Origin of the sequence: uncultured Varibaculum sp., assembly GCF_902489465.1 — a bacterium.
Lineage (GTDB): Bacteria > Actinomycetota > Actinomycetes > Actinomycetales > Actinomycetaceae > Varibaculum.
In genome coordinates, this window is the sequence record NZ_CABTZZ010000007.1 from 48,856 (window position 1) to 73,105 (window position 24,250).

The window sequence follows — 24,250 nt, forward strand, 5'->3', positions numbered from 1 at the left end:
TTAAGCGAAAGCCGATAGGGCTCCTACGGCCAGCGCGATTCCTACCGCAGACCCTAAGAGCAGTCGATAGATCACGAATGGCGTGAAAGTCTTGGTTTCTAGCAGGCGCATAAACCACACGATTACCGCGTAGCCTACGGCGAAAGCCACGAGGGTTGCCAGGATTGTCGGCCCCCATCCGGCAGGATTATTACCTACCGATTTAGCGGCTTCGTAAAACCCGGAAGCAAAAACTGCCGGCATTGCCAGTAGGAAGGAGTAGCGAGCAGCAGCCACCCGGGTGAACCCCATAAGTCGACCGGCGGTAATGGTTCCTCCCGAACGAGAAACCCCGGGAACCAGCGCTAGAGCCTGCGCGAATCCAAAGATGATTGCTTGCACCCAGGAAAGGTGATCAAGGGTTTTGTCTTTCTTGCCAAAGCGGTCTGCCGCCCCTAAGAACAAGGCAAAGACGATTAGCATCACCACGGTGATCCACATATTACGGAATTCTTTTTCAATCCAATCCTGGCCGAGCAGCCCCAAGATTCCGATCGGCAAAGAACCTACAATAATCATCCACCCCATCCGCACATCCGAGTCGCTTTGGGAAACGCCACTACGAGCGGGCGCAAAGGCTTGAAACCATTTGCACACGATCCGCGAGATATCTTTCCAAAAGTAGATGAGGACGGCACTTTCGGTTCCTATCTGGGTGATCGCAGTAAAGGCAGCACCGGGGTCGTCTCCAAAGATTGCTCCTAAAATCCGCAGATGGGCAGAGGAGGAAATCGGTAAAAACTCGGTCAATCCTTGTACAAGACCCATAATGATGGCTTCCATGGTGTTCACGACCTCCAAGCCTATCGTTTTAACGCTCCCTACTCGCCTTTTGGCTAGGTGTTTTCTCTCACCTCACGCAGCAGATCCGTCCAGCCTCTTGTAGCGAAGTAGCAGCTATAACGCATTTCCCCCGCTTGTCGAGGCGAGATTCTTTATAAGGTATTCCCATTTAGATTTAGCTTTCGGTCATCTATTTGCTGCTGCTGCGCCGTGCCTGAAAACTTCTCGTCTCCCTCCCCCTTAACCTGGGAGTATGGAGAAAAGAAGATTAGGCCGAACCGGACTTATGGTTTCCAGCTTGGGGCTAGGAACCCTCACCTGGGGGCGAGATACCGACCTGGAACAAGCGAGCCAGCAATTGCGAATGTTCCTTGATGCCGGGGGCAATCTGCTTGACACTGCCGCTACCTATGGGGAGGGCGAGTCTGAAAAACTTATCGGCACCCTTTTGGACGAGGAGTTTTCTCGTGAAGACCTAGTGATTTGTTCAAAAGCCGGGGTAAGAGCAGGCGTTCCTCCTTCGGTTGATGCTTCCCGGGCAAACCTGTTGCGTAGTCTAGATCAGACTTTACAGCGGCTGGGAACCGCTTATATTGATGTGTGGTTTGTTCACCACTACGACCCATTTGTGCGGGTGGAAGAGACTTTAACAGCCTTAGAGATGGCGCTACGTTCCGGACGCGCCCGCTATGTGGGGGTATCCAACTATCCGGCTTGGGCCATGGCAGAACTAGCGGTATTGCTGGGACAGGATCGCTACGAAGTCGCCGCCGTACAAGGGGAATATTCTTTAGTAAACCGCCAGGTTGAAGACGAAGTGTTAGACGCTGCCGAGCATTTTGACTCTAGCTTTATCGCTTGGTCTCCGCTGGGGCGCGGAGTTTTAACCGGAAAATATCAAACAAGCATTCCGCCAGATTCGCGGGCTGCTTCCCAACATTTACAGGGGTTCGTTTCACCCTACCTATCTGCCGAATATCAGCCGATTATCGAGGCGGTATTAGCGGGAGCCGAAGGCTTAGAGTGGGAGCCGTTAAAACTAGCTTTAGCGTGGGTTAAAGATGCCCCTGGAGTAACCAGCGCTTTAACGGGGGCGCGCAGCGCTGGGCAGTTTGCGGCAGTATTAAAAGCAGCAGATGCGCATGTGCCCCACCAAATTCGAGTAGCTTTAAATGAGGCTAGCGAATAAGAAAACCGGGAAATACTTACTCGTCTTCGGCTTCTTCTTCGTCGAAGTCGTATTCTTCGTTAAGGATTTCTTCAGGTTCATCTAGGAGATCGTCTCCGTCTTCGTCCTCTTCGTCCTCGTCAAAGTCGTATTCTTCGTCCTCGTCCTGATAGGCGGATTCGTCTGCTTGTAGCACCTGATCTACATGGTCGAACAGACTTTCCGAATCGATATCTTCATCCTCAAAAATATCTAGGGGGAGGTCGCATCCTAATTGAGAGTAAAGAGCTTCATCGTAAGCCGAAAAAGCGGCTTCTAGTTTTTCTCCTGCCCGCGCTACCTGCGGATCACAGTCAGGATCTTCAGCACCCCGCGCAGCCTCTAAATGCGCTTGCAGCGCACCTACAAAGTTATCGAATGTTATTTGCAAACGGTCAGCCACGATACACCACCCCCTGGGCTCCGAATCAACCAGGATGCTTAGGGTAGGTGAAGTTGTCCGCGAATCATGGTCACCATCAAGTCGGTTCCCTTGATTTCTGCGGTTTCTTCCGATCCGACGATCCGCGTCGTACCGTCAGGGTCAACCAGCTGCGAGGCACCACCATCAGGGCCTAACGGCAAAATGACCCATTCCTTACCCGGAGCATAGGTTGTCGAAGGAGGCCGACCGGAAAGCTGATCACGAATATTCGCGATCACTACCCGGGCGTGAGCGCGAGCAGCGTCTGCGCGCTTTGATTCCGGCACGTCGGTAATGTCACCCACTGCGTAAACATTTTCCATGTCCTTTACGCGCAGGTGCTCGTCAACCATAACTGTGCCGTTGGCATGCATAACCTGGGAATATGACCCGTGAAGGTAGCCGGAAGAGGTTTGAGCCCCGTAGCACAGGAACCACATATCGGCTTCGACCGGTACCCCGGCCAGGGTTTCTACCTGGAAAGTGGAGAGCATTCCCACATCGGTAGGCGGCATATAGGCGAGAGGCGCTCCCAATACCAATTCGATACCGCGTTCTTCCATCTGGGTGGTGATGGTTTCGCGCAGGGAATCCAGGTACCCCGGAGTACCAAGGATATAGGGTTCCTTGTCAACCATGATGATTTTCATATCCGGATAAGTGGAGGTGAGCTCACCGGCGAATTCCACGCCGACAGTGCCGGCGCCAACCAGCATTACCCGTTTAGCACGTGCCAAGTTTTCGCGAGTTTGATCCAAACGTGCCTTCGCAACCGAGGCTTGAGAAACCATGTGTTTTGCTGGGAATGGGTAGGTAGTTCCCGTTGCTAGCACTAGAAAATCTGCCTCAATGGGATCGTGTCCGGCAACATAAACGGTGCGACCATCCACCCGCATACAAGTTCCATGGACGACCTGGCCGCGGTCAAGCAGGCGACTGTAAGGCATAAACACGGTATGTCCCCACACGGAATCCACCGCCGCCCTAAGCGCTGCCGCGTGATGCACGAACTGGTCTTTTTGTTCGACCAGCGTGACATCAGCCACGTCATCTAGGCCACCCGCCACGGTTATGCCACCGTAACCGCCGCCAATGACAACTACTTTAGCCACGCTACCTCTCCTTTTATCTATTCTGGTTTATACCCAAAACAGATGCGAGCCAAATCAGACCGGCAGTTGCCATCGGTCACCCCTTTGGGTGACGAGATGAAGACTTACCAACCCAACGATCATTTTCAGTTCTACTGTATCTTACGCTATCAAAAAGAATACGTCTTTAGTAACTATCCTACTCAGGAATGCGGATTTTTAAGGCAGATTTGACATTGGGAGGGAAAAAATTATCTCCTTTGAGAACTTTTCCATCTTCGCGATAAATTGGTTTGCCTTCACCATCCAGTTTAGAAAGATTTGAGGCCTGCACTTCCCGCAGTACTGCCGGCAACGAAATGCCGCATTCCAGTGCCATTCCGTAAATGACGTATATCAAATCGGCGAGGGCATCAGCGGTTTCTATGGTGTCCCGAGTGCCATCATCGGGCAGAGAGGAAATAGTCTCTTCTAGCATCCGGCGGGCTTTATCTCCATAAACTGCGCCGGTCAGCTCGCTAACTTCCTCGTATATTAGGCGCATGCGCATATGTACCCGTTCACGATCTACATCTGGCTCATCGTGTTGAATTGGCAGTCCGTAGACCTCATGAAATTGGCGAACTAAATCTTCGGGACGATGCGGATCCGGCATCTGCTGTTCGCATTGCTCCCTGGCAAATTGCTGGGCTGGTGCGGCCTCATTCATTAAATTCTTCCCTTTCCTATTTCGAAGTTGAAAGCAGCATATTTTGCAGTTCTGATACTGATGTTACCCAGGGGGCTCCGGGAAATTCCTCCCGGCTACCGGCTCCCCAAGAAACCCCGATAACGTCGATACCGATATTGCAAGCCGCCTGATAATCGTCCGCGCGATCCCCCACCATCACTACTCGCCCGGGCGGAGCAAGGGTAGCTAACTGGTCGAGGGCGTAGCGAATTACCCCTTCTTTACCGCGTCTTATTTGAGGATTAGCCACATCAGAAGGATTCTCAGCGCTGGTTCCCGCCTTTTCTTGGGTTCCCGCCACACAATCCAGATAGGGGCTCATCCCAGTTGCCTCCGCGATATCGCGTACCAGTTCTTCCAGTTTGGAAGAAGCAACAGCAGTTTTCAGACCGTCACGGTGTAAGCGACGGAGCAGGTTTTCTATTCCTGAAAATAGCGGTACTTCAGTCATGCGGGGGCGATAATAGCGCCGGTAAACTTCCACTGCCTCATCTAATAGAGCTTCAGGTAACTCCAGATACCGTTTAAATCCGATACGTAGCGGTGGCCCTACAAACCGTTTGAGCTGCCGGGGAGATTGGGGAGGCAGGCGATAGTGAGAGATCACTTCCGCAACCGCTTCGGTGATCAAGGGAACCGAATCGGTCAAGGTACCATCCATGTCGAAAACCACGGTGTCAAAATAACGCTGCCCCACAAACCCTCATTTCTGCTCAGTAGCTTGCGATTCTTTAGGGCGCTAGACCCCGCCCTCATTGTAGGCAACTTTCGTCCCCGGTAAATCAAAACGCTTTCCCCAACCACTTTCCCTTCGCTTTTCCGCCAGCACCAAGATGTGCTAATCTCTCTGTTGTCCTTGAGCGCGGGTGGCGGAATTGGTAGACGCGCTAGCTTGAGGTGCTAGTGGCCAACTTAACGGCCGTGAGGGTTCAAGTCCCTTCCCGCGCACCAACTGTTTTGTCCTGAACTTGTCTGGTGCCACCGGTTAGTTTTTCTATTTTCTACCCGGATTCCTACGGTGTAACCGTGTTTTCCCAGCAACTAAGCGGGTATTCCTGCGGCCTCAAGTGTTGCGCGTATGAACAGCGCCTCAGCCTACGTTGGCCGAAAGCTCCTTCCCGAAAGGCACTCAAATCTCTACTCTGACTTTCGATTCGATAGCTTTCAAGGCGCCGATATCAATAACGAAAGGTGTCCCTTACCTATTTCCCGACATTTCCCACCCAGGACTTACGTCCCTAGGAAAATTTTTTTCTATTTTGTACGGACAATTTATTGATTAATCCGCGATTTTTCGGATAAATAATTCAAAAAGTAATACTCCTAATTTTTCAGCTGTACAAGGCTTAGAATGAGTGCAAGTTCACCAGCGTGGGTGGAATGGTTATGCGGTAAGGAGAAAATTATGCCATCGAAGCAACCGGCGAATATCCGTCCTTCTCGACGTACCTTCTTAAAATGGTCGGCGATAGCTGGCAGCACTACCGGACTGGTAGCCTGTGCTACCCCCTCGTCCTACTCCCCCGACAAGAATGGGAAGCTCGTCCCCAATGGCACCGGTCGCACTGATGTAGATAAAACGGTCTGGTCAGCTTGCACCGTGAACTGTGGTTCTCGCTGCCCGGTACGGCTACAGGTTAAAGATGGCCGCGTTGTACGAGTCCTACCTGACAACACTGGTAACGATGAGCTCGGCAGTCAGCAGGTACGCGCCTGCCCACGCGGACGCGCTATTAGGCAGCGGATTTACAATCCCGACCGGTTAAAGAAACCCATGAAACGCAAGCCGGGCACTAAACGTGGCGAAGGACAATGGGTGGAAATCTCCTGGGAACAAGCCCTCGATGAGATTGCCGAAAAGATGAAGGCGCTGAAATCCAAATACGGCAATGAGTGCTTCTATATCCAATACGGAACCGGGGTTTTAGGTTCTACTATGGCTTGCTCCTGGCCGCCAGAAACCACTCCCATGGCGCGGATGCTCTCCCTATATGGGGGATATCTGGATCACTACTCTGATTATTCCACGACTAACATCACCCAAGCTTACCCTTACTTCTACGGCGAATGGGTAGCCGGCAACAGCTTTGATGATGCCGCAAACTCTAAACTGCAGGTAATGTTTGGCAACAACCCTCTAGAGACTCGCATGTCAGGAGGGGGACAAACTTTCGTAACTCAGGCTGCTAAACGTAAATCTGGGGTTAAAACCATCGTGATCGATCCGCGCTATTCGGAAACCTCAGTAGCTTTGGGTGACGAGTGGGTGGCGCTGCGCCCCGGCACTGATGCCGCCCTCATCGCGGGCATGATTTACGTGATGGTAGAAGAACACCTGCATGATCAAGCTTTCTTAGATAAATACTGTGTCGGTTTTGATGAAGCTCATATGCCCGAGGGCGCCCCTAAGAATGCCTCCTACCTTTCGTACCTGCAGGGCAAAGGTAAAGATAAGACGGTTAAAACTCCAGAGTGGGCCGCTAGAATTACCGGCGTCCCAGCCTCAGATATTCGCCGTCTTGCCCGTGAAATCGCTACCGCTAAACCCTGTACTATTAATCAAGGCTGGGGACCGCAGCGTCACGCAAATGGAGAAGGTATTGCCCGCGCGATTTTCCTGCTGGCTTGCGTAACTGGGAACATCGGTATTAAAGGCGGAGGCACCGGCGCACGAGAAGGCGGACCATCCCTACCTATTACCCAGACTTTCATCACCGAAGTCGCCAATCCTTCAGAGAAAATTATCTCCGTTTTCAGCTGGTTAGACGCAATTGATCACGGCCCCAAGATGGACACTTTCAATGCCGGAGTAGGCGTCAAACCAGAACCGGGAGTTCGCGCCCTGAAAGTACCGGTAGATGAGGCCGGGAACCCCACCAACACCAAATTAGAAGTTCCCATCAAGGCAGTATTTGCCTACGGCTCAAACTCAACCGTGAACCAAACCGGTGACAACAATAAGTCAGTAGAGATCCTACAGGATGACACTAAGTGCGAACTCATCGTCACCTGCGACATTATGCATACGGTCAGCGCACGCTACTCCGATTATCTGCTGCCCGGTACTTCTACCTCGGAAGAATCCGATTACCATCACGGTGAAAACGCTTCCCCGATGGCTTACGGGATTGTTTCTCAGCAAGCCATCAAGCCGCTTTACGAATGCAAATCTATTTTTGATATTTGCACCGAGCTAGCTGACCGTCTGGGAATTAAAGACAAGTTCACCGGGGGCAAGACCCGCGAACAATGGCTTAAAGAAATTGTCGAGACCGGTCGTGCCGAAGATCCCACCCTACCTACCTATGAAGAGTGGAAGAAAGTCGGGATTGTTCGTCGCAACGCGGGACCGAGTATCCCCTTGGAAGACTTCCGTAAAGACCCGGTAGCGAATCCGCTCAGTACCCCCAGTGGAAAGATTGAAATTTATTCCCAACGCCTAGAAAACATGGCAAAGAAGTGGACCTTCGGAGATTTCCGTCCTCGTCTAGACGGTGACGAACTTTGCCCGATTCCTGCTCACCTAGTCACCTGGGAAGGAGCCGAGGACGCCGCTACGAACAAGAAGTATCCGCTGCAGGTCATTGGCCATCACTTCAAGGCTCGTACTCACTCTAGCTATGGAAACGTTGAGTGGCTGAAGGAAGCCCATATCCAAACCGTGTGGATGAATCCGAAAGATGCCGAAGAGCGGGGAATCAAGAATGATGATCTGGTGTTCATCTATAACGAACGTGGCACCCTGCGACTGCCGGCCAAAGTCACGACCCGGATTGTGCCGGGGACCATTTCGGTTCCCCAAGGTGCCTGGTATGACCCCAAGCCGGCGTCGGAAGTTACTCCTCCGGCGGGAGCAAACCCGAAGAAACCGGTCGATGTAGCTGGTTCAGTTAACACCTTAACTTCCCTGCACCCGACTCCGATTGCGAAAGGTATGGGAGTTCACACCATTTTGGCGCAGGTAGTAAAGGCATAACTACTAGAAATAGCTATAGGTAAGAGGTAAGAGATAATGTTCGGAATCAGCGGCAGCGAATTCTTGGTGCTGGCGGTGATCGCTGCCCTGGTTTTAGGACCGAAGAACGTGGCGCAAGGGCTAACGGCACTACGTAGAGTCTTAACCAGTTTCCGGGATTGGTCAGCGAAGTTGCGACAAGAAACCTCAGGGGATTTTGCGGGGCTTACCCCCGAAGATCTAGAAAACTTAAAAGTTTTGCGCAATCTCAACCTTTCTAGCTATAGCCCCAAACAGATGATTCGCGAGACCATTCAAGAAGAAATTGAGGCGTGGGCCCAGTCAGCTACCCAATCCGGGGAGGTGCTAAAAAATGCCGGCTCCTTAAATGCAGAATACGCAAAATAAATATCTGTACCTTAAATAGAAAAATAGTTTCGTATTAACAGGAAAAATAGCAATAGGTGTTTCCTAGAGATTATTAAACCTGTTTGTATAGCCCACAAAAAAGTCACAATCACATAGCAATAAATGGCAGCAAACCGGGCTGCCTGACGTATTTACCACAGTCTTTGCAAGGAGGACGCGATGGCCGACGATGCGATTCCTACTCCCAGCAGGAACAACACTTTAACTGAGCCTTTAACCAAAAAAGGCGCCAAGTATGGGTTTGTTTTTAATCAGAACCTTTGTAACGGTTGTAAGGCCTGCCAAATCGCTTGTAAAGATAAGCATGATTTGCCAGTAGGTATGACCTGGAGACGGGTAATTGAATATACCGGCGGTTCTTGGAAAGTAAATGAAACTGACGGTACTTTCCGTCACAATGTTTTTAGTTACTACACTTCGGTAGCGTGCAACCACTGCGAGAACCCAGTTTGTGTTCAGGTATGCCCGACTACCGCTATGACCCAGCGCGAAGATGGCACCGTCTATGTAGACCAATCCAAATGCGTAGGCTGTCGCTACTGTCAGTGGGCTTGTCCCTACGGTGCTCCCCAATTGGATGCCCGCAGCGGACACATGTCTAAATGCGACTTGTGCTATGACTATCGCAGCCAGGGACAGAACCCGGCCTGTGTAGATGCTTGTCCGACTCGTGCTCTTGGTTGGGGGCCTATTGAGGAACTGCGCAAGGAATTCGGAGATGAGGCCGGAATCGCCCCGTTGCCGGATCCATCCATCACTCAGCCACACCTGGTAATCAAACCACACCGTGATGCCCAAGACTGGGATAAAGGCAGCGGCATCATCCAAAGTCCTAAAGAGATTTAAAATCTGAACATCTTATTCACCCGCTAGGTTAAGGAGCATCATGCATATCGGCGAACTGCCCATGATTATCTTTACTACTGTCGCTCAAATGTCAGTAGGGGCATTTTGGATCCTGGGAATTATCCAGCTGATTGGTCGGCGGGCAGGCGTTAAACAGTCTGCAATCGACAGCCTGACCAACGCGGGGTTGTACGCAGCCGGACCGCTGCTAATTCTGGGATTCTTTGCCGCGTTTTTCCATCTGAACGATCCCTTCCATGCACCCTATACCCTGTTACACCTGGGATCGTCTTGGCTCTCACGCGAACTGATCTTCGGGGTGCTCTATGCGCTGTTCGGACTGATCTTTGCGCTCACTCAATGGTTTAACCGTTTTAGCCGTACCGTTAGAGATATATTCGCGGCTTTAACCGCTATATTTGGTCTTTGCTTGATCATTTCCATGTGCGGGATTTACTACTTTACTGATACCGTTCCAGCCTGGAACACCTGGTTTGTTTGGGTCAGTTTCTTCTGTTCCGCTTTATTTACCGGCTCCTTAGCAGTGGCGATTGCCCTGCTAACCACTTGGCGGATGAAACAGCGCGGAGCCAGTGATAAGAATTCGGATGCCGACAGCAAAGGCTTCAAAGCTGGTTTGCGGCGCGGCCTGTTTCCTGCCGGAAAGCTTCCAGAGGGCTTAATCGAATTGACCAAGCGCTCCATGAGGCTTACCACTGGGATCGCCGCGGCGGCCGGCCTAATTATTTTGATGTCCTACGCGTTCTTTATGACTCAGTTGGGACTAGGCAGCCCGATAGAACGGCAAGTAGCGCATAATATGACCGCCCATGGCTATCTACTGATTCGGTTATTGTTACTGGTGGTCACGGTCTTGCTGATAGCTCTGGTATTGCGCAGCTATATCTCGGATACTGCTTACCCCAAGCGTTCCCTGGTGATCACGCTTTGGGTAACCTTCCTCCTTGCTTTTGTGACCGAGCTAATCGGGCGAGGGCTACACTACGAAGGGTTGGTTCGCGCAGGCATCAATACCTTATTGGGATAGCATTAAATCTATGGATTCAAAGGTACTAGATTCTTACGCGGCTGCTTTTTGTGTCCTGGGTGCCCTGCACCTGACTCCTCCCGATCAGGGCGTGGTCAAAGACTTTCTAGCAATGACTGATCAATGGCCACTCCCCCTGACCTCGAAGGGCACTCAGGCTCTAGCAGACCTGCGCAGCGAGCTAGCTTCTAACCCCAGTGAAGAAGATATTTATACGCTCTGGTCGGATCAGAATAATCTGTATGGAATCACCGGCAGCGCCCAGCTACCTCCGTTTGAATCGGTACATCGCTGTGATGATGGTTTAGTTTTTGACGACGAGACCGTGCAGGTTCGCCGTTATTATGGCGCCATGGGTTTTCAGGCTCCCCATCTAGGCCAAGAACCTGATGACCATATCGGACTGGAGATGGACTTTGTAAGCAAATGTCTGTTAAAAGCTGCAGATTGTTTCGCGGGCGGAGAGCAAGAACAAGGCGAACAGACAATGGGGGTGCTCTGTGGCTTTAGCGGTGAGCATTTGCTAACTTGGGCACCCGATTTCTGTCTCGAGGGCGAAAAACTTGCAAAAACCCAATGGCTCCGCACGGTCTTAATTCTGTCCACAGAGACGCTTTCACAATGGCAGCAAGAGCTACTTACTGCGGGGTATGAGCTAAAAATCGCCCCCAAAGTGCGTCCTCCTCAAGAAGTCTCCTCTGGCCCCGTCCCGGTTCCGCTAACTCGCCGTCTGCCAGTTGAGGATAGTTAGTTTTGCTTCCCCGTGGTTTTTCGTCCCTGCTCCGATGGATTAGCGCGCAAGACCCCATAAACACGCTAGTTATTAAGTGTGAGTCTCTACCCGATGTCAAAGTGGGAAAGAAAGATGTCCTTCTGACCTGGCAGGGATGCTTAGGGGAAAGCTTCAACGCTGATTTAGGGGCGCAACTGTTAGCTAGTGAGATTCATGGCCTGCAGATTCTAGGATGCGCGCAGTGTGCCAGTAGCCTCGATGAAAAGTTAGCAGTGGCCAGGACGCGCCTCGGATCCTTAATAGCTACCTATTGCCCGCCTAAAAAAGCTCCCCGCCGTCCTCGGGAAGTCAGTTTAGATTCGGTGCCGCTGCCCCGCCGCCTCTTACTACCGGTGTCAAATGGTTCTCCTTTAACTCTGGGAGCCTCCCACGCGGTTCGTACCTTCCAGGCTTACCATCTGCTAGGTAGAGAAAAACGGGTCGAAAACCGAGTAGCCGGCGCGATCCATTCCCCAGAAGATCATGACCGTTGCCTATCAACGGAATCCCCAGCCGATAATGACGCTTCCGAAAACTTTCTACCATTACTGGAACGGATAGATGTCATCCACGTCCTGCGCTGCGACGCCTGTCGCTCGCAGATCCGTCTATGCCCCGAAAATAAGGATTTTAACCTGTCGGCAGCCGGCAGTAATTGGCGTCGACTTTGCCCAAATTGCCGTTTGGCAGTCCGCTACTGCCCAGAGCACTCTGAAACCGAGATCGCCAGCCAGCGTTCCCTCGAGATTTTCACCGCTTTAAAAACCCGGGAAGAGACTCAGGAAATGAGTGAATGCCAACGCTGTCGCAACCCGCATCCGTCCAACGAGGGCGAGCTGTGCACGCTTTGCAGCTACGAGGAGAAAAATCCGTTTTCGGCCGCAATGCCAAAAGAGGTTTTAAAAACCCTGCCCCCACAGCTACAGGAAAAACTGCGAGGGGTCTAAGACTAAGGATCTGACATAAAAAATAAAGCGTCCGCATGGGGGGACGAAACCGGTGGGCGATACTGGACTCGAACCAGCGACCTCTTCCGTGTCAAGGAAACGCGCTAACCAGCTGCGCCAATCGCCCGAGGTGGGTACGGGATTCGAACCCGTGTACACGGCTTTGCAGGCCGCTGCCTAACCACTCGACCAACCCACCATAATCAAAGAGCGCCGCGCTTGGCGACGCCCTCTAAATCGAGCGGATGACGAGACTCGAACTCGCGACCCTCACCTTGGCAAGGTGATGCTCTACCAACTGAGCTACATCCGCGTTGCGTATGAAAGTATATCTATAAAGACCTATGGATTACCAAACTGACTTTACGTGGGTCTGCTCACAGCTACTTTAAGCTGGGATTTTAGGATTTGGAAACTTTCCGGCAGTAAAAACCCTAGCTGGATAACGTTTAATTTTTCAAAGCGCGGATCACAGGTGGGGTTGATATTCTCTAACTGTCCGCCAAGCCAGGACTATTTCTAGGAGGAGTCACCAATGACCGGGATTGTAGGTAGCAGCACGCTGATCTCAATACTGCTATTAGTACTGATCGGGTACCTGTTATACTCCGCAATTTTTATCGTAAAACAGCAGACCGAAGCGATTATCGAACGTTTTGGAAAGTATAGGCGGGTTTGTACCCCCGGTCTAAATATTAAGATTCCAATTATCGACCGCATCGCCAAAATTGTGGAACGCCGGATCCAGCAACTGGATCTGGTGGTAGAAACCAAAACCAAAGATAACGTGTTCGTAGCGATCCCGGTTTCGGTACAGTTCCAGGTACAAGATTCGGCGGCCTCGTTCTATTCCCTGTCTAACCCCGCCCAGCAGATAACTTCCTATGTATTCGACCGAGTACGTTCTTCCCTGTCCCAGCTGAACCTGGATGAAGCCTTCTCTTCAAAAGACACGATTGCCCAAGAGATTGAGATTTCTTTGGGCGAACAAATGGCACGCTACGGTTTTCGGATCGTCAACTCGCTGGTTACCGATATAAACCCCGATAAGCGAGTGAGAGATTCTATGAATTCCATTAACGCTGCTCAGCGGGAGCGGGAAGCTGCTATCCAACTAGCAGAAGCCGATAAAATTAAGCTGGTTAAACAAGCTGAAGCCGATGCAGAGTCTAAGCGCCTCCAGGGTGAAGGCATCGCTCTGCAAAGGCGCGCCATAGTGGAAGGATTGGTAGAACAATACGAATCCTTACGGGACGCCGGTATAGGTGACCAGGCACAACAGATTCTCTTGATGACCCAATACTTTGATACCCTGGCCGAGGTGGCAAAGTATTCAAACACCCAGACCCTGATGTTGCCGTCTAATCCCAGCGGGGTCACTAATACAATGGAGGAAATCCGCACATCTTTAGTGGCGGGCTTAAAAGCAGCGGGACAGGAAATAAAATAAGGCAGCTAGCCGCACAATGCGGTGGCAATAGTGGCAGTTTAATAATAGCTAACGAATATAACTGAGTATGACTAAGAATAATAAAGATAATCGCAAACAGCCCACAGAAAACCGACCGCGCGGCTCTAGACATCCACGGGGAAAGCACCCCGGACGAGGGGAAGAATTACGTCAGCTTCTGGAGAAATATGATCGCCGGATTTCCCAGTTAGAACGATCCGATCGCGACCGAGTTCACGGGTTGGCATCGCGCAGCGAACACTTGCGCAATACGCTTTCCCATCATCCTGTCTCCAAGGAAACAGCTACTGCTCCCCCAGCGGAGCCCGAAAGCAAAGCTAAGGCACATACCCCCAGCGAATTACACCCCAGTGCCTGGAAACGTGGAACCCGGATCGCCAAGGAGCAGACCCAAAATCTGTTGCATAAGGTTCCTTATCCTCATGGTATGCATCCGGGATTGGTCCGCGGTATTGCAATTGACGAGCAGATCATCAAGTACCGGACTGACAAGGTGGTGTTCTTATGCACCGGCACCTTAGTTCTCGGGTTTATTCTGTGGGGGCTTATCTCTACCGATTCTCTGCGTAGCGTATCCGAAGTGGTCTTGCAATGGGTGGTAGATAATACTGGCTGGTTATTCTCTATTTTGGCTGCCATTATTTTACTGTTTATGATTTTCATAGGGCTTTCGCGCTATGGAAATATTCCTTTGGGGCGAGATAACGAAGAACCCGAATATTCCTATGGTTCTTGGATTGCCATGATGTTCAGCGCCGGCATGGGGATCGGGCTGCTGTTCTTCGGCCCCTATGAGCCGATGATCTATTTTACCGATCCTGCCCCCCATTCCAATGCTAAACCGGGAACCTATCAGGCACTCAATGACGCCATGTCACAAACGATGCTGCATTGGGGGCTCAATGCCTGGGCGATTTACGCCCTAGTGGGTTGCGCGATCGCTTACGGAACTTACCGACGCGGACGGGTACCTTTAATTTCTTCCATTTTTGAGCCCCTGCTCGGACACAAATTTGCCCAGGGGGGGATTGGAAAAATAATCGACATGTTGGCGATTACCACCACCCTCTTTGGCACCTGTGCCTCCTTGGGGATGGGAGCCTTACAGATTGCCCGCGGCGCCGAGCTGGTTACCGGCATCGGGAAAATCGGTAATGCCGGCCTATTCCTGATTATTTCGGTGCTAACTGCAGCCTTCATCGCTTCAGCGGTCTCGGGAATCTCGCGCGGAATCCGCTTGCTCTCCAATATCAACATGGGGCTAGCCTTTTGCCTCATGGCGTTCATCTTTTTTGCTGGCCCGACCGTGTTCATCTTGAACCTGGTGCCTTCCACTTTGATGAACTACCTATCCGATTTATTTGGTTTGCTATCTACCTCTCCTTCGTTCGGACCGGAGGCAGGACAGTTCGTTTCTGCCTGGACAGTGTTCTACTGGGCGTGGTGGATTTCTTGGTCTCCTTTCGTAGGACTATTCATTGCCCGCATCTCGCGTGGCAGGACTTTACGTCAGTTTGTAACCGGAGTGTTACTTGCCCCCACCCTGGTGTGTCTAATTTCCTTCTGCATCTACGGCGGAACCACTATGTATATGCAGATTCAGGGTACAGATATGCCTTTAGAAGAAGGGGCAGAAGTGATGTTATTTGCCCTACTCGGAAATTTGCCACTCAGTAAAATAACTTCAGTAATCGCGATGATCTGCTTAGCTATTTTCTTTATTACCTCTGCCGATTCTGCTTCGGTGGTAATGGGTTCACTTTCTCAGCAGGGCAAACCGGTTCCGGATCGTAAAATCACGGTTTTCTGGGGACTTTGTCTGGCCGGTATCGCGGTAGTCGGCATGCTGGTTGGTGGTCAGGACGCCCTACAGGGAATGCAGAATTTGATTATCGTAACCTCCTTGCCGTTTGCGATTATTGTGGCTGCCATGATCATCGCTCTCTTGCGGGATCTATCGCGAGATCCTTTCACCATTAGACGCAACTTTGAACGTTCCGCGCTTTCTAAAGCCGTAGTAGGCGGTCTAAAGAGCTATGGTGATGACTTCAAGATCGTAGTGGTTCCCACTAAAGAAGGAGAAGGAGCGGGCGCAGAATTTGATTCCACTGCCCCCGAACTAACTGAATGGTATCGGCGCACCGATACCGAAGGTAATCCCATTGATTATGATTATTCCTCCCAGACTTATCTAGATAAGCAGGGCAACCCGGTCTATTGGGACGAAGAGGAAGAAACCTATAAAGATCCCGAGGGGCATCCGGTTCCCTCAGACAGCGTGGAGGATACCTCAGTCGATCCAGAAAACGGAACCGAGGAAACTAGCTCAGCACCCGCTGATTCTTCTACCGAGACTGCCAGGAATAGCACAAAGTAGCTGGTTTATTTCTGACGATGCACCGGACAAAGCGACGTACCGGTTTTGCCAGGTGCCACCGCCCCCTAGAGACGACTAGGGCGTGGTTGGCGGTGTTAGCTGAAACAGTGACTCAACGACAGGATTTACTAGCCTACCGCGAGCTGCCAAGAGCCGAGGGCAAGTAAGGCCACAGAAGCTGGCGGTATCATGCGACGCAACCACAGTTTCCAGGCGGAGACAGGCTCGGTGAGAATCTCAATATCCCCCAAGTTAGTCTGCTCAGTTACCGCTGCCTCCCGGTTAGCCTTGGCTTTTAGTCTCTGCCACCTGGGTTTAACCAGATAGGTTTCATTGGCCGAGGCGAGTGTACTTGCGGGAGCCGGAGCGCGGCCAACCGCTCTGGCCGGAGAGGCTGTTTTTTCTGGCTCCATCTTTGGGGCAAATACCGAGTTCGGAGCGGCCACGCGTTTTCCTGCAACTAAAGGTTTCCCTGGTAAAGTAGGCCTCCCAGCTAGGGCAACTGCTGGGGGGTTACCTGCCGGCTTAAACAAAGGTTTTTTTCCTTTTGAGTCGGTTGCGGGGCTGCGCACTGCAGTCAGATCTAGGCTAGGGTTTACAATTTTTTGTGTTGACGGAACGGATACAGCAAACTTCTCGACGCTATTAGCCCTGGCAATACCCGGTTTTCTAGGTGCTGTCTCGATCCTATGTCCCGTTGTTTTTAGCAACTTTCCGCCAGGTGCTACCGCCCCCAGTCCCCTACCGCTTTTTATTTCTGCGGGTTGGCTATTTTTATTACCAGCTAACAAATTTTGGGAATAATCGGGGCGCAGGAGCCAGTTTTTTCCCTGGTCATCAGCTATCAAATGAGGACAGGGAAAAATAGTTCTCCCCTGCGGTACTATCAGTTTTAATAACGCCGCTTGCTCAGCGTCTACCGCCAGTGCTATCCAGTTGCTACCTGCGGCGTCCACGATATTTTTTTGCTTACCTCGCTGAGGACAAGCCAGAATGTTTAGGGCATGTTTAGTTTCCATGTCTCCACTAAAGTGCTTCCATCCTCATTTGTCACTGCTTTATCCACGATCGCCAGTAAAACTATTCCCAACTTTGCTTTGGGGATACCCGCGCAATATACGATTTACAAATTTTTTCGATAAGCTTAGATCATCATGGCTACACAAAATAACCCGCAGAAAAAGAAGCACTGGTGGAACAACTTCGCGGATGTTTACCGCGTAACCAAACGTACCTATTCGTGGATCGGTTGGGCGATGCTAGCCATCCTCTTAGCGGTTCCTTTGCTAGTGCTAATAATCTGTCTACTCACCTCGGTGAGCGTAGGACGCACCATCTTCTACATCATAATTGCAGCCACGGTAGGAATGCTGCTGGCGACTACCCTGCTTACCCGTCTGGCTAATAACGCCATGTATAAGCAGCTAGAGGGAGTTAAAGGCAATGTGTACGCAATCTTGCGTTCCATTAAACGCGGTTGGATTGTCGAAGAAGAACCAGTAGCGTTTAACCGCAAACAAGACTTGGTGTACCGTCTGGTAGGTCGGCCGGGGATTGTCCTAATCTCCGAAGGCCCCTCCTCGCGGGCTGGTGAGCTGTTAAATGAGCAAGAACGCAAATGTCATCGGGTGGCACCTTCGGTACCTATTCATAAGATCCAGACAGGACAAGGGAAAAATCAGGTTCCGATCTCCAAACTCCTTAAAACCATTAATCGCTTAAAGAAGGAAATCAGCAAGGACGAGGTTCCGATTGTGGGACAACGGCTGCAATCTTTACAAAATAAAGCCTATCGTCTCCCCGGCGGAGTAGATCCCAACAAAGCAAAGATTAACCGCCGGATGCTGCGCGGAAAGTGAGCGCCGCAAAACCTGGAGATAGCGGTTATCTCCGGCCACTACTAAAGCTACTTCGGTAGTTTATTAGTCACTTACTAGGCTTTTTTAGGAGTGCCGAGTACTTTATCCAGGAGGGCTTTCGAGGGGCGTAGTTCAGTTACACTTTCGTCAACTTCCCAATCCTCTACCGGACGCGAAGACCAGATGCGGGCGGAAAACTTTCCGGGCTCGCCCTCGAAAACCGATAGTGAAGCATTGGAAACCGGTTTCGTCGCTGCTAGAGCGAAAGTAATCTCCGGGCTATTCATATACGACCAATAGCGAATAATCGCACCATGCGCGACAATTACCGCGCACCCATCAGCACCTACCTCATCTGCGGCCTCCGCGACCACCTGGTTAAAACGTGCCAAAGTTTCTGCGCCGCTTTCTGCCCCCTCCATCCTTACCTGGGTCTCTCCCTGCATCCAGGCTCCGATAGTACGCACATATTGCTCGACTGATGCCATATCCCTGGCCATTTCTAGCTTTCCCGCCTGCACTTCATTAGCACCCCCGTTTTGTATCCGGGTAAGGGCGAATCGTTCTTCCAACGGCCGGGCGGTTTGGTGGGTACGAATCAGATTCGAGGTCACGATAAGTTGGGGGGCAGGCAGACCGAGTTCTCCCCAAGTCTTTACCGCCGCTTGTGCCTGCCGCTCCCCCTCGGCATTAAGGGGCGAACCCGGCTCGGCGGTATCCAGGGCTCCAGTAAGATTTGCGTTAGTTTGCCCATGCCGCATCAAAACCAGTTTCATCTGTTCCTCTTTCGTCCTATTCCTGCTTTTTAAGAATTGTAAAATACCCTCTCCGTGACCGCACGAGCGCGGCGAGCCATGCGTAAATAGTCTTCCCGTAAATCATTCTCTTTGCCGGAAGCATACCCCAGCAGCCGTGCCAGGGCATAGGCAGGAGCGGTAGCAGTAGGCAGGTAATCCAGTTTATTGCCACTCATGCGATTGGTAACCAAGACATTTCCACAGCGGATTCGACACGCCAACTTCCAGGCCTCGGTCAAGACTTTTAGGTCGGCATCCGATAGCATTCTTTGTTCGGCAGCTACCTTTAAGGCTTCCAAGGTCCCCGTTACCCGCAGCTGGGGACAGGAAACTGTTCCCTGCAGCTGTAGCAATTGGGCAACCCACTCCACATCACTAAGTCCTCCCGGACCCAGTTTTACGTGCAGCGAAGCATCCTGCCCTCCGGGAATTCGCTCATTTTCCATACGAGCTTTAAGCAGGCGTATTTGCCGGGTAGCGCCCTCATCAAGCGGACGTTCATAACGAATCGGATCAATAGTTTTAGTGAAACGGGCTATTAGCTCCTGGTCGCCATAAAAGACGCGCGCTCGCAGCAACGCCTGCGTCTCCCAAGGCTCGGCCCAACGTTCATAGTAGTCACGCAAAGCCGTTAAGGAGCGAGAAAGCACTCCATCCTCGCCCTCGGGACGCAGTCCGTAGTCTATTTTCAAACTGGGGGCAGCTGCTGGCCGATTCATTTCTTCTTGCAGCCGCGTCGCAAACAGCACCGCAATCCGGGAAGCCTCCGGGGCAGGCAGTTTAGCGTTCGCACGCAATGAAGCACCGTCAGAAGTGGTTTCCGTTCGCGGGGCCGGGATAGTTTCAACCGTCCCGGGTTCGCTCCAACGCGGATCAATTAACGCAGAATGCACCACTAACAGATCGGCATCGGAAGCATATGCAGATTCGCGTCCTCCTCCGCGCCCCATCGCTACTAGAGCGATTCGGGGAAGGTTTTTCTCTTTAGCCGACAGCTCGCGCAGGATTACTTGGCTGGCGGCAGCAATGGTCGCATCATTAATCGTGGTAATGGCCGCCTGGGTAGAAATGGGATCTAGATGGTTAACCACATCTCTTAAGGCACAACGCAGCAATTCCCGCCCCCGGGTTTGGCGAATCAAATCGATCGCTGCCGAGCTGTCCCGGTGACGCCGCGATAAGGCCTCCATTTCGGCATAAAGTTGAGCGTAACTGCGGGTAGCGAGCTTTTCATCATCGTCTAGCCACTGTACCGCTTCCGGTACATGTTCAAGACGCTGGGCGATATAGGGGCTGAGCGACAAAATAGTACACAAGCGGTGAGCAACCCGGGATGAGTCCCGCAACAGTCCCATATACCAATGGGATTTCCCGATTGCTTCCGAGAGGCGACGAAAACGCAGCAAGCCAGCATCGGGGAAAGGCCCCTCAGCCAGCCAGCCGAGCAGCACCGGCAGAATATGGCTCTGGATTTGGCTGCGCCGAGAAACTCCGGAAGTCAGAGCCGCAATATGTCCTAAGGCTCCGCGAGTGTCCCGATATCCGGCCAAGCGGAGGCGATCGGCTGCCGCCTGGGGATTGAGAGCGGCTTCGGCTTTGGACAGCCCCGCGGTTGCCGGCAGCAAGGGGCGGTAGAAAACATCTTGTTGCAGGGCGCGGATCTGTGGTTTCAACTTTTCCCAATAGCTGGTGAGCTCTCCGCTTTTCCCAAAACTCTCTTGAGGCAAAGACCTGCCGACCCGGCGCTCGTCTTCGCGGTTTTGCGGGAATAAATGGGTGCGCGCCATCCGCTGCATTTGCATCCGGTGTTCGACAACCCGCAAAAACCGGTAGGCGTCTGCCAGCTGACGGGCAGGATCTCGGCCGATATATCCACCCTGAGCGAGAGCGTCTAGCGCTTGTAGCGTGGGGCGTACTCGCAGACTATCGTCGGTGCGTCCATGCACCATTTGCAACAATTGTACCGAGAACTCGATATCGCGCAGCCCGCCCGGCCCCAGTTTAAGTTCTCGGCCAGCTGTAGGGCTAGGGATTGATTCTTCTACTCGAATCCGCATTGCTCGAGTGTCACTGAAGAACCCTTCCCGCTCGACTGCTGTCCACACTAGCGGCCATACTGCCTGCATATAGGCATCCGCCACTCGGGGAGATCCAGCTGCCGGCCGCGCCTTTAACAGCGCCTGAAACTCCCAGGTTTTTGCCCATTTTTGGTAATACTTGGCGTGAGCAGCTACAGTGCGACAAGTAGCTCCATCTTGACCCTCTGGTCGCAGAGCTAAGTCTATTGGCCACAGCGGCATCTCGACTCCTGGTCCCGAGCACGCAGCCGAAATACCGATTGCTAAGCGGGAAGCTATCTTAAGAGCCTCTTCTTCATTCAAACTGCCATTTTCAGCCGGCTCAGCCACATAAATCAGGTCGATGTCACTATGATAGTTAAGCTCTCCAGCTCCCGTTTTACCCAGGGCAATCACCGCGAAATCTACCTCGCCTGCGGGATCGTATTTTCCGCGTGCCAAGGCGAGGGCGCCTTCTAAAGTAGCATCTGTTAGGGCACTGAGTTTTCCGGCTACTACGGAAAAGAAAGCTAAGGGATCGGGATGTGAGGCGTCCTCCGCAATTATTTGCAATAGCTGGGCGCGGTAGGCGCGACGCAGATCATTGAGATTTTTTTCCGGAGCTATCCAGGTATCGCTGCGGATTTCTTGGGCATTAACAGCCTGTAAAATTTCTTGGCGGACCTGGGTGCGGTAGCGCTCAATAAAATCTAGTTCTTGACTGACTTGATAGCGTTTACCATCCCAATACGCCTCTGACTGTGAGGCTTCTAGCTGCGACAGGAGCTGCGGATGGCTATTGAGGTAATCACCTGCAAAACGCGAAACTCCGCAAATAGCTATCACCAGGGCACGCTGACGAGGGTTCTCAGCCAGGTAGTCTCCCGTCCCCTCTATTGCCTCTAATAGATTGATTAAGCACACTAGCACCTGGTCTGGGTAGGCAGACGCTGACAGTTCCCGCCAAAAGTCTTCATTTTGTACTAGCGGGGCAAAGACCGGGCTACTTACCCAGCTTTCGGCGCGAGCAACTTCGGTAACCCCGCTAGAGCGCAGGCGCGAAGCGAGACTAACTTTCCTAGCCATAGCTATACTCGCAAGAACTTTGCTAGTTCTCCCCGGGTTATCTGTGCCGAGTATTCACGCCATTCCCGTTCTTTATTCCGCAGTACATAGGCAAAAACTTCCTCCCCCAATACCTTGGCCATGAACTCGGATTGGCGCAGCTCCGAAACGGCTTCTTCTAAAGTCAGAGGTAGGGCGGGGATTCCTTGGGCGCGGCGTTCTTTATCAGATAGGCGCCAGACATCGTCCTCGGTTTCTAGGGGCAGTTTCATTTCTTTTTCAATCCCATCTAGCCCCGCAGCCAGCAGCGAGGCATAGGCTAAATAGGGATTAGCGACCGGATCTGTTCCGCGATATTCGATGCGAGCATCGCCGGCTTTTTCTGGTTTATACAGCGGCACCCGCACCAGCGCCGAGCGGTTATTGTGTCCCCAACAAATATATGAGGGCGCCTCCGAGCCTCCCCAAAGGCGTTTGTAGGAGTTAACATGCTGGTTTACCACCGCCGAGTATTCACGCGCGTGAGAGAGCAGCCCGGCGGTAAAAGCCTGTCCGGTGGCAGAGAGCTGATAAATATCACTGGCACCATCGTAAAAGGCGTTCTGCTCGCCCTCGAAAAGTGACATATGGGTGTGCATCCCGCTGCCGGCCTGCCCCGCCATGGGCTTCGGCATAAAGGTGGCCACCATCCGGTCTTGCATCGCGATCTCTTCAATCAGGATCCGGAAAGTCATGATGTTATCGGATCCGGTCAGGGCATCAGAGGCGCGCAGATCGATTTCATTTTGCCCCGGCCCGTTTTCGTGATGCGAAAACTCTACGGAAATTCCCATTTCTTCCAGCATTGCCACTGCTCGGCGGCGGAAAGAGTTGTCTCCCCCGTTAGGCACATGATCAAAATAGGAAGCATTGTCGATAGGACGCAGTGGCTCATCCAAGGAAGTTGGCGGCTCTAGCAGGTAGAACTCAATTTCGGGGTGAATATTGAAAGTAAAACCAAGATCGGCGGCGCGCTCTAATTGCCGCTCTAGTACGCGGCGAGGATCGGACCTGGCGGGCTGCAGATCCGGGGTATAGACATCGCAAAACATCCGCCCGACTTCGGCGTCCTCACCTCGCCACGGCAAGATTTGAAAAGTAGAGGCATCGGGACGCAGCAACATGTCAGATTCGTAGACGCGAGTAAAGCCTTCAATGGCGGAACCATCGAACCCGATCCCCTCGTTAAAGGCGTCCTCAAGTTCTGCGGGGTCAATCGCCACTGATTTTAGGGAGCCAGATACATCTGTAAACCACAGGCGGATGAATTTTACTCCCAGTTCCGCAATCTTTTGTAGTACATCCTCTTGCGCTGAGTCCACGATTCTTCCTTACTCTTTACCGATATTTGGGGTGCAAAGTTATTTGTTCCAGCTTGGACGCTTACCGGATACTACCGGGCGTGCGCCCACCAACGCCCGTCGCCGCTGCGTCCACATTTGAGCGGCAAACTAAATGCCTTTGAGAGATTTTCACTGGTCAGAACCTGATCGATATCACCGCTAGCCATGATTTTACCTTCCTTCATCAAGGCTGCACGATTGAAGGATGCCGGTATTTCTTCTAAATGGTGGGTGACCATCACGATCTGTGGTGACTTTGGATCCGAACTGAGCTCATCGAGAGCGGAAAGTAAAAGTTCGCGAGCCTGCAGATCCACCCCCGCTACCGGTTCATCCAAAAGCAGGATCTCCGGATCAGCCATTAAAGCCCGAGCAATCAATACCCGCTGGCGTTCCCCATCGGAAAGCGTAGATATCTTGCGGTCTTGTAGACCTGCCACCCCGAATAATTCCATCAGGTTTGCGCGGCGCTGATAGTCGATATCTTCGAAATCTTGATCCCGTCCGCGCACCATAGTCCCGTAGGCGGCCGAAAGGATTAGTGCCTTCACGGTTTGCGAGCGCGGGATTACCCGCAGCGCCGCAGTTGAACACAGCCCCACCCGTTCATGTAATTCTTGTACCGGTACTGCCCCTAGACGTTCCCCTAGAACTTTGGCTTTCCCACTGGAGGGATAGCTACGCGCAGCCAGGATCGATACTAGAGTGGTTTTCCCTGCCCCATTGGGGCCGAGAATTACCCAGTTCTCTCCCAGTTTGGTTTTGAAGGAAACATCCTGAAGGATCGGGTTTCCTCCACGCATAAAACTGACGTGTTTTAATCGGAGCAGAGTATCCATATGTCCCATCTTAACCAGTGTGCTTGCCGATAAGTGGCGCAGGGGGGGCACTTCTCCGGCGGTTGCCTCGTCCCCCCCGTCCATCTCAAAATCATCACCGCGCCGCTACTCTAGCCTGTGGAGCTCTGGCGA

The 24,250-nt window shown here is 52.1% G+C and carries 20 protein-coding genes and 4 tRNA genes; 11 read left to right on the forward strand and 13 right to left on the reverse strand.

Annotation, left to right across the window (positions count from 1 at the left end; translation table 11 throughout):
• Positions 1–831: an undecaprenyl-diphosphate phosphatase gene (locus RDM26_RS02535; RefSeq protein WP_307737479.1), complete on the reverse strand. Its 831-nt coding sequence runs from the start codon at positions 829–831 to the stop codon at positions 1–3.
• Positions 832–1,075: 244 nt separating this feature from the next.
• On the opposite strand from RDM26_RS02535, the gene RDM26_RS02540 reads away from it, so the two are divergent.
• Positions 1,076–2,011: an aldo/keto reductase gene (locus tag RDM26_RS02540; protein WP_374041808.1), complete on the forward strand. Its 936-nt coding sequence runs from the start codon at positions 1,076–1,078 to the stop codon at positions 2,009–2,011.
• 16 nt (positions 2,012–2,027) lie between these two features.
• Here the strand turns inward: RDM26_RS02540 and RDM26_RS02545 are convergent, their stop codons facing one another.
• The 4 genes from RDM26_RS02545 to RDM26_RS02560 all read right to left on the reverse strand — a co-directional run bounded on the left by RDM26_RS02545 (position 2,028) and on the right by RDM26_RS02560 (position 4,971).
• Positions 2,028–2,432 carry a DNA primase gene (locus RDM26_RS02545; RefSeq protein WP_307737481.1) on the reverse strand — a complete coding sequence of 135 codons (405 nt, stop codon included), beginning with the start codon at positions 2,430–2,432 and terminating at the stop codon, positions 2,028–2,030.
• Positions 2,433–2,470: 38 nt separating this feature from the next.
• Entirely contained in the window at positions 2,471–3,565 is a 1,095-nt protein-coding gene (locus tag RDM26_RS02550) for an FAD-dependent oxidoreductase (RefSeq protein WP_307737482.1), read from the reverse strand.
• A gap of 178 nt (positions 3,566–3,743) precedes the next feature.
• Positions 3,744–4,253, reverse strand: a complete 510-nt coding sequence (locus RDM26_RS02555) for a nucleoside triphosphate pyrophosphohydrolase family protein (RefSeq protein WP_307737483.1) — start codon at positions 4,251–4,253, stop codon at positions 3,744–3,746.
• 16 nt (positions 4,254–4,269) lie between these two features.
• Positions 4,270–4,971: an HAD hydrolase-like protein gene (locus RDM26_RS02560; RefSeq protein ID WP_307737484.1), complete on the reverse strand. Its 702-nt coding sequence runs from the start codon at positions 4,969–4,971 to the stop codon at positions 4,270–4,272.
• A gap of 163 nt (positions 4,972–5,134) precedes the next feature.
• On the opposite strand from RDM26_RS02560, the gene RDM26_RS02565 reads away from it, so the two are divergent.
• The 7 genes from RDM26_RS02565 (at position 5,135) to RDM26_RS02595 (ending at position 12,271) form a co-directional block, all read left to right on the forward strand.
• A tRNA-Leu gene (locus RDM26_RS02565) sits at positions 5,135–5,225 on the forward strand.
• Positions 5,226–5,679: 454 nt separating this feature from the next.
• The gene (locus RDM26_RS02570) at positions 5,680–8,250 is read left to right on the forward strand and encodes a DMSO/selenate family reductase complex A subunit (RefSeq protein ID WP_307737485.1); all 2,571 of its coding nucleotides are present in this window, start codon (positions 5,680–5,682) and stop codon (positions 8,248–8,250) included.
• A 36-nt stretch (positions 8,251–8,286) separates the two neighbouring features.
• The gene (locus tag RDM26_RS02575; RefSeq protein ID WP_307737486.1) at positions 8,287–8,637 is read left to right on the forward strand and encodes a hypothetical protein; all 351 of its coding nucleotides are present in this window, start codon (positions 8,287–8,289) and stop codon (positions 8,635–8,637) included.
• A gap of 180 nt (positions 8,638–8,817) precedes the next feature.
• Positions 8,818–9,504, forward strand: coding sequence for a DMSO/selenate family reductase complex B subunit (locus RDM26_RS02580; protein WP_278605937.1), 687 nt, complete (start codon positions 8,818–8,820; stop codon positions 9,502–9,504).
• A gap of 40 nt (positions 9,505–9,544) precedes the next feature.
• Complete coding sequence (locus tag RDM26_RS02585) at positions 9,545–10,552, forward strand: DmsC/YnfH family molybdoenzyme membrane anchor subunit (RefSeq protein ID WP_307737487.1); 1,008 nt, start codon at positions 9,545–9,547, stop codon at positions 10,550–10,552.
• Positions 10,553–10,562: 10 nt separating this feature from the next.
• On the forward strand, positions 10,563–11,303 hold the full coding sequence (locus RDM26_RS02590; RefSeq protein WP_307737488.1) for a molecular chaperone TorD family protein: 741 nt from the start codon (positions 10,563–10,565) through the stop codon (positions 11,301–11,303).
• A 101-nt stretch (positions 11,304–11,404) separates the two neighbouring features.
• Positions 11,405–12,271 carry a hypothetical protein gene (locus RDM26_RS02595; RefSeq protein WP_307737489.1) on the forward strand — a complete coding sequence of 289 codons (867 nt, stop codon included), beginning with the start codon at positions 11,405–11,407 and terminating at the stop codon, positions 12,269–12,271.
• 53 nt (positions 12,272–12,324) lie between these two features.
• On the opposite strand, the gene RDM26_RS02600 is transcribed toward RDM26_RS02595, so the two are convergent.
• The 3 genes from RDM26_RS02600 to RDM26_RS02610 all read right to left on the reverse strand — a co-directional run bounded on the left by RDM26_RS02600 (position 12,325) and on the right by RDM26_RS02610 (position 12,584).
• A tRNA-Val gene (locus tag RDM26_RS02600) sits at positions 12,325–12,398 on the reverse strand.
• A gap of 1 nt (position 12,399) precedes the next feature.
• Positions 12,400–12,470, reverse strand: a tRNA-Cys gene (locus RDM26_RS02605).
• 41 nt (positions 12,471–12,511) lie between these two features.
• Positions 12,512–12,584, reverse strand: a tRNA-Gly gene (locus tag RDM26_RS02610).
• A 222-nt stretch (positions 12,585–12,806) separates the two neighbouring features.
• Between RDM26_RS02610 and RDM26_RS02615 the strand changes: the two genes are divergently transcribed.
• Both RDM26_RS02615 and RDM26_RS02620 read left to right on the forward strand, forming a co-directional pair.
• On the forward strand, positions 12,807–13,721 hold the full coding sequence (locus RDM26_RS02615) for an SPFH domain-containing protein (RefSeq protein ID WP_307737490.1): 915 nt from the start codon (positions 12,807–12,809) through the stop codon (positions 13,719–13,721).
• 67 nt (positions 13,722–13,788) lie between these two features.
• On the forward strand, positions 13,789–16,119 hold the full coding sequence (locus RDM26_RS02620) for a BCCT family transporter (protein ID WP_307737491.1): 2,331 nt from the start codon (positions 13,789–13,791) through the stop codon (positions 16,117–16,119).
• 128 nt (positions 16,120–16,247) lie between these two features.
• Here RDM26_RS02620 and RDM26_RS02625 read toward each other — a convergent pair whose 3' ends face one another.
• Positions 16,248–17,138, reverse strand: coding sequence for a hypothetical protein (locus tag RDM26_RS02625; RefSeq protein ID WP_307737492.1), 891 nt, complete (start codon positions 17,136–17,138; stop codon positions 16,248–16,250).
• 135 nt (positions 17,139–17,273) lie between these two features.
• On the opposite strand from RDM26_RS02625, the gene RDM26_RS02630 reads away from it, so the two are divergent.
• Positions 17,274–17,978 carry a DUF4191 family protein gene (locus RDM26_RS02630; protein ID WP_307737493.1) on the forward strand — a complete coding sequence of 235 codons (705 nt, stop codon included), beginning with the start codon at positions 17,274–17,276 and terminating at the stop codon, positions 17,976–17,978.
• A 74-nt stretch (positions 17,979–18,052) separates the two neighbouring features.
• Here the strand turns inward: RDM26_RS02630 and RDM26_RS02635 are convergent, their stop codons facing one another.
• The 4 genes from RDM26_RS02635 to RDM26_RS02650 form a co-directional block, all read right to left on the reverse strand.
• Entirely contained in the window at positions 18,053–18,754 is a 702-nt protein-coding gene (locus RDM26_RS02635; protein WP_307737494.1) for a histidine phosphatase family protein, read from the reverse strand.
• A gap of 29 nt (positions 18,755–18,783) precedes the next feature.
• Positions 18,784–21,918, reverse strand: coding sequence for a bifunctional [glutamine synthetase] adenylyltransferase/[glutamine synthetase]-adenylyl-L-tyrosine phosphorylase (locus RDM26_RS02640; RefSeq protein WP_307737495.1), 3,135 nt, complete (start codon positions 21,916–21,918; stop codon positions 18,784–18,786).
• A 2-nt stretch (positions 21,919–21,920) separates the two neighbouring features.
• On the reverse strand, positions 21,921–23,258 hold the full coding sequence (locus tag RDM26_RS02645) for a glutamine synthetase beta-grasp domain-containing protein (RefSeq protein ID WP_307737496.1): 1,338 nt from the start codon (positions 23,256–23,258) through the stop codon (positions 21,921–21,923).
• Between the two features lie 71 nt (positions 23,259–23,329).
• Positions 23,330–24,118, reverse strand: coding sequence for an ATP-binding cassette domain-containing protein (locus RDM26_RS02650; RefSeq protein ID WP_307737497.1), 789 nt, complete (start codon positions 24,116–24,118; stop codon positions 23,330–23,332).
• Positions 24,119–24,250 lie beyond the last annotated feature (132 nt).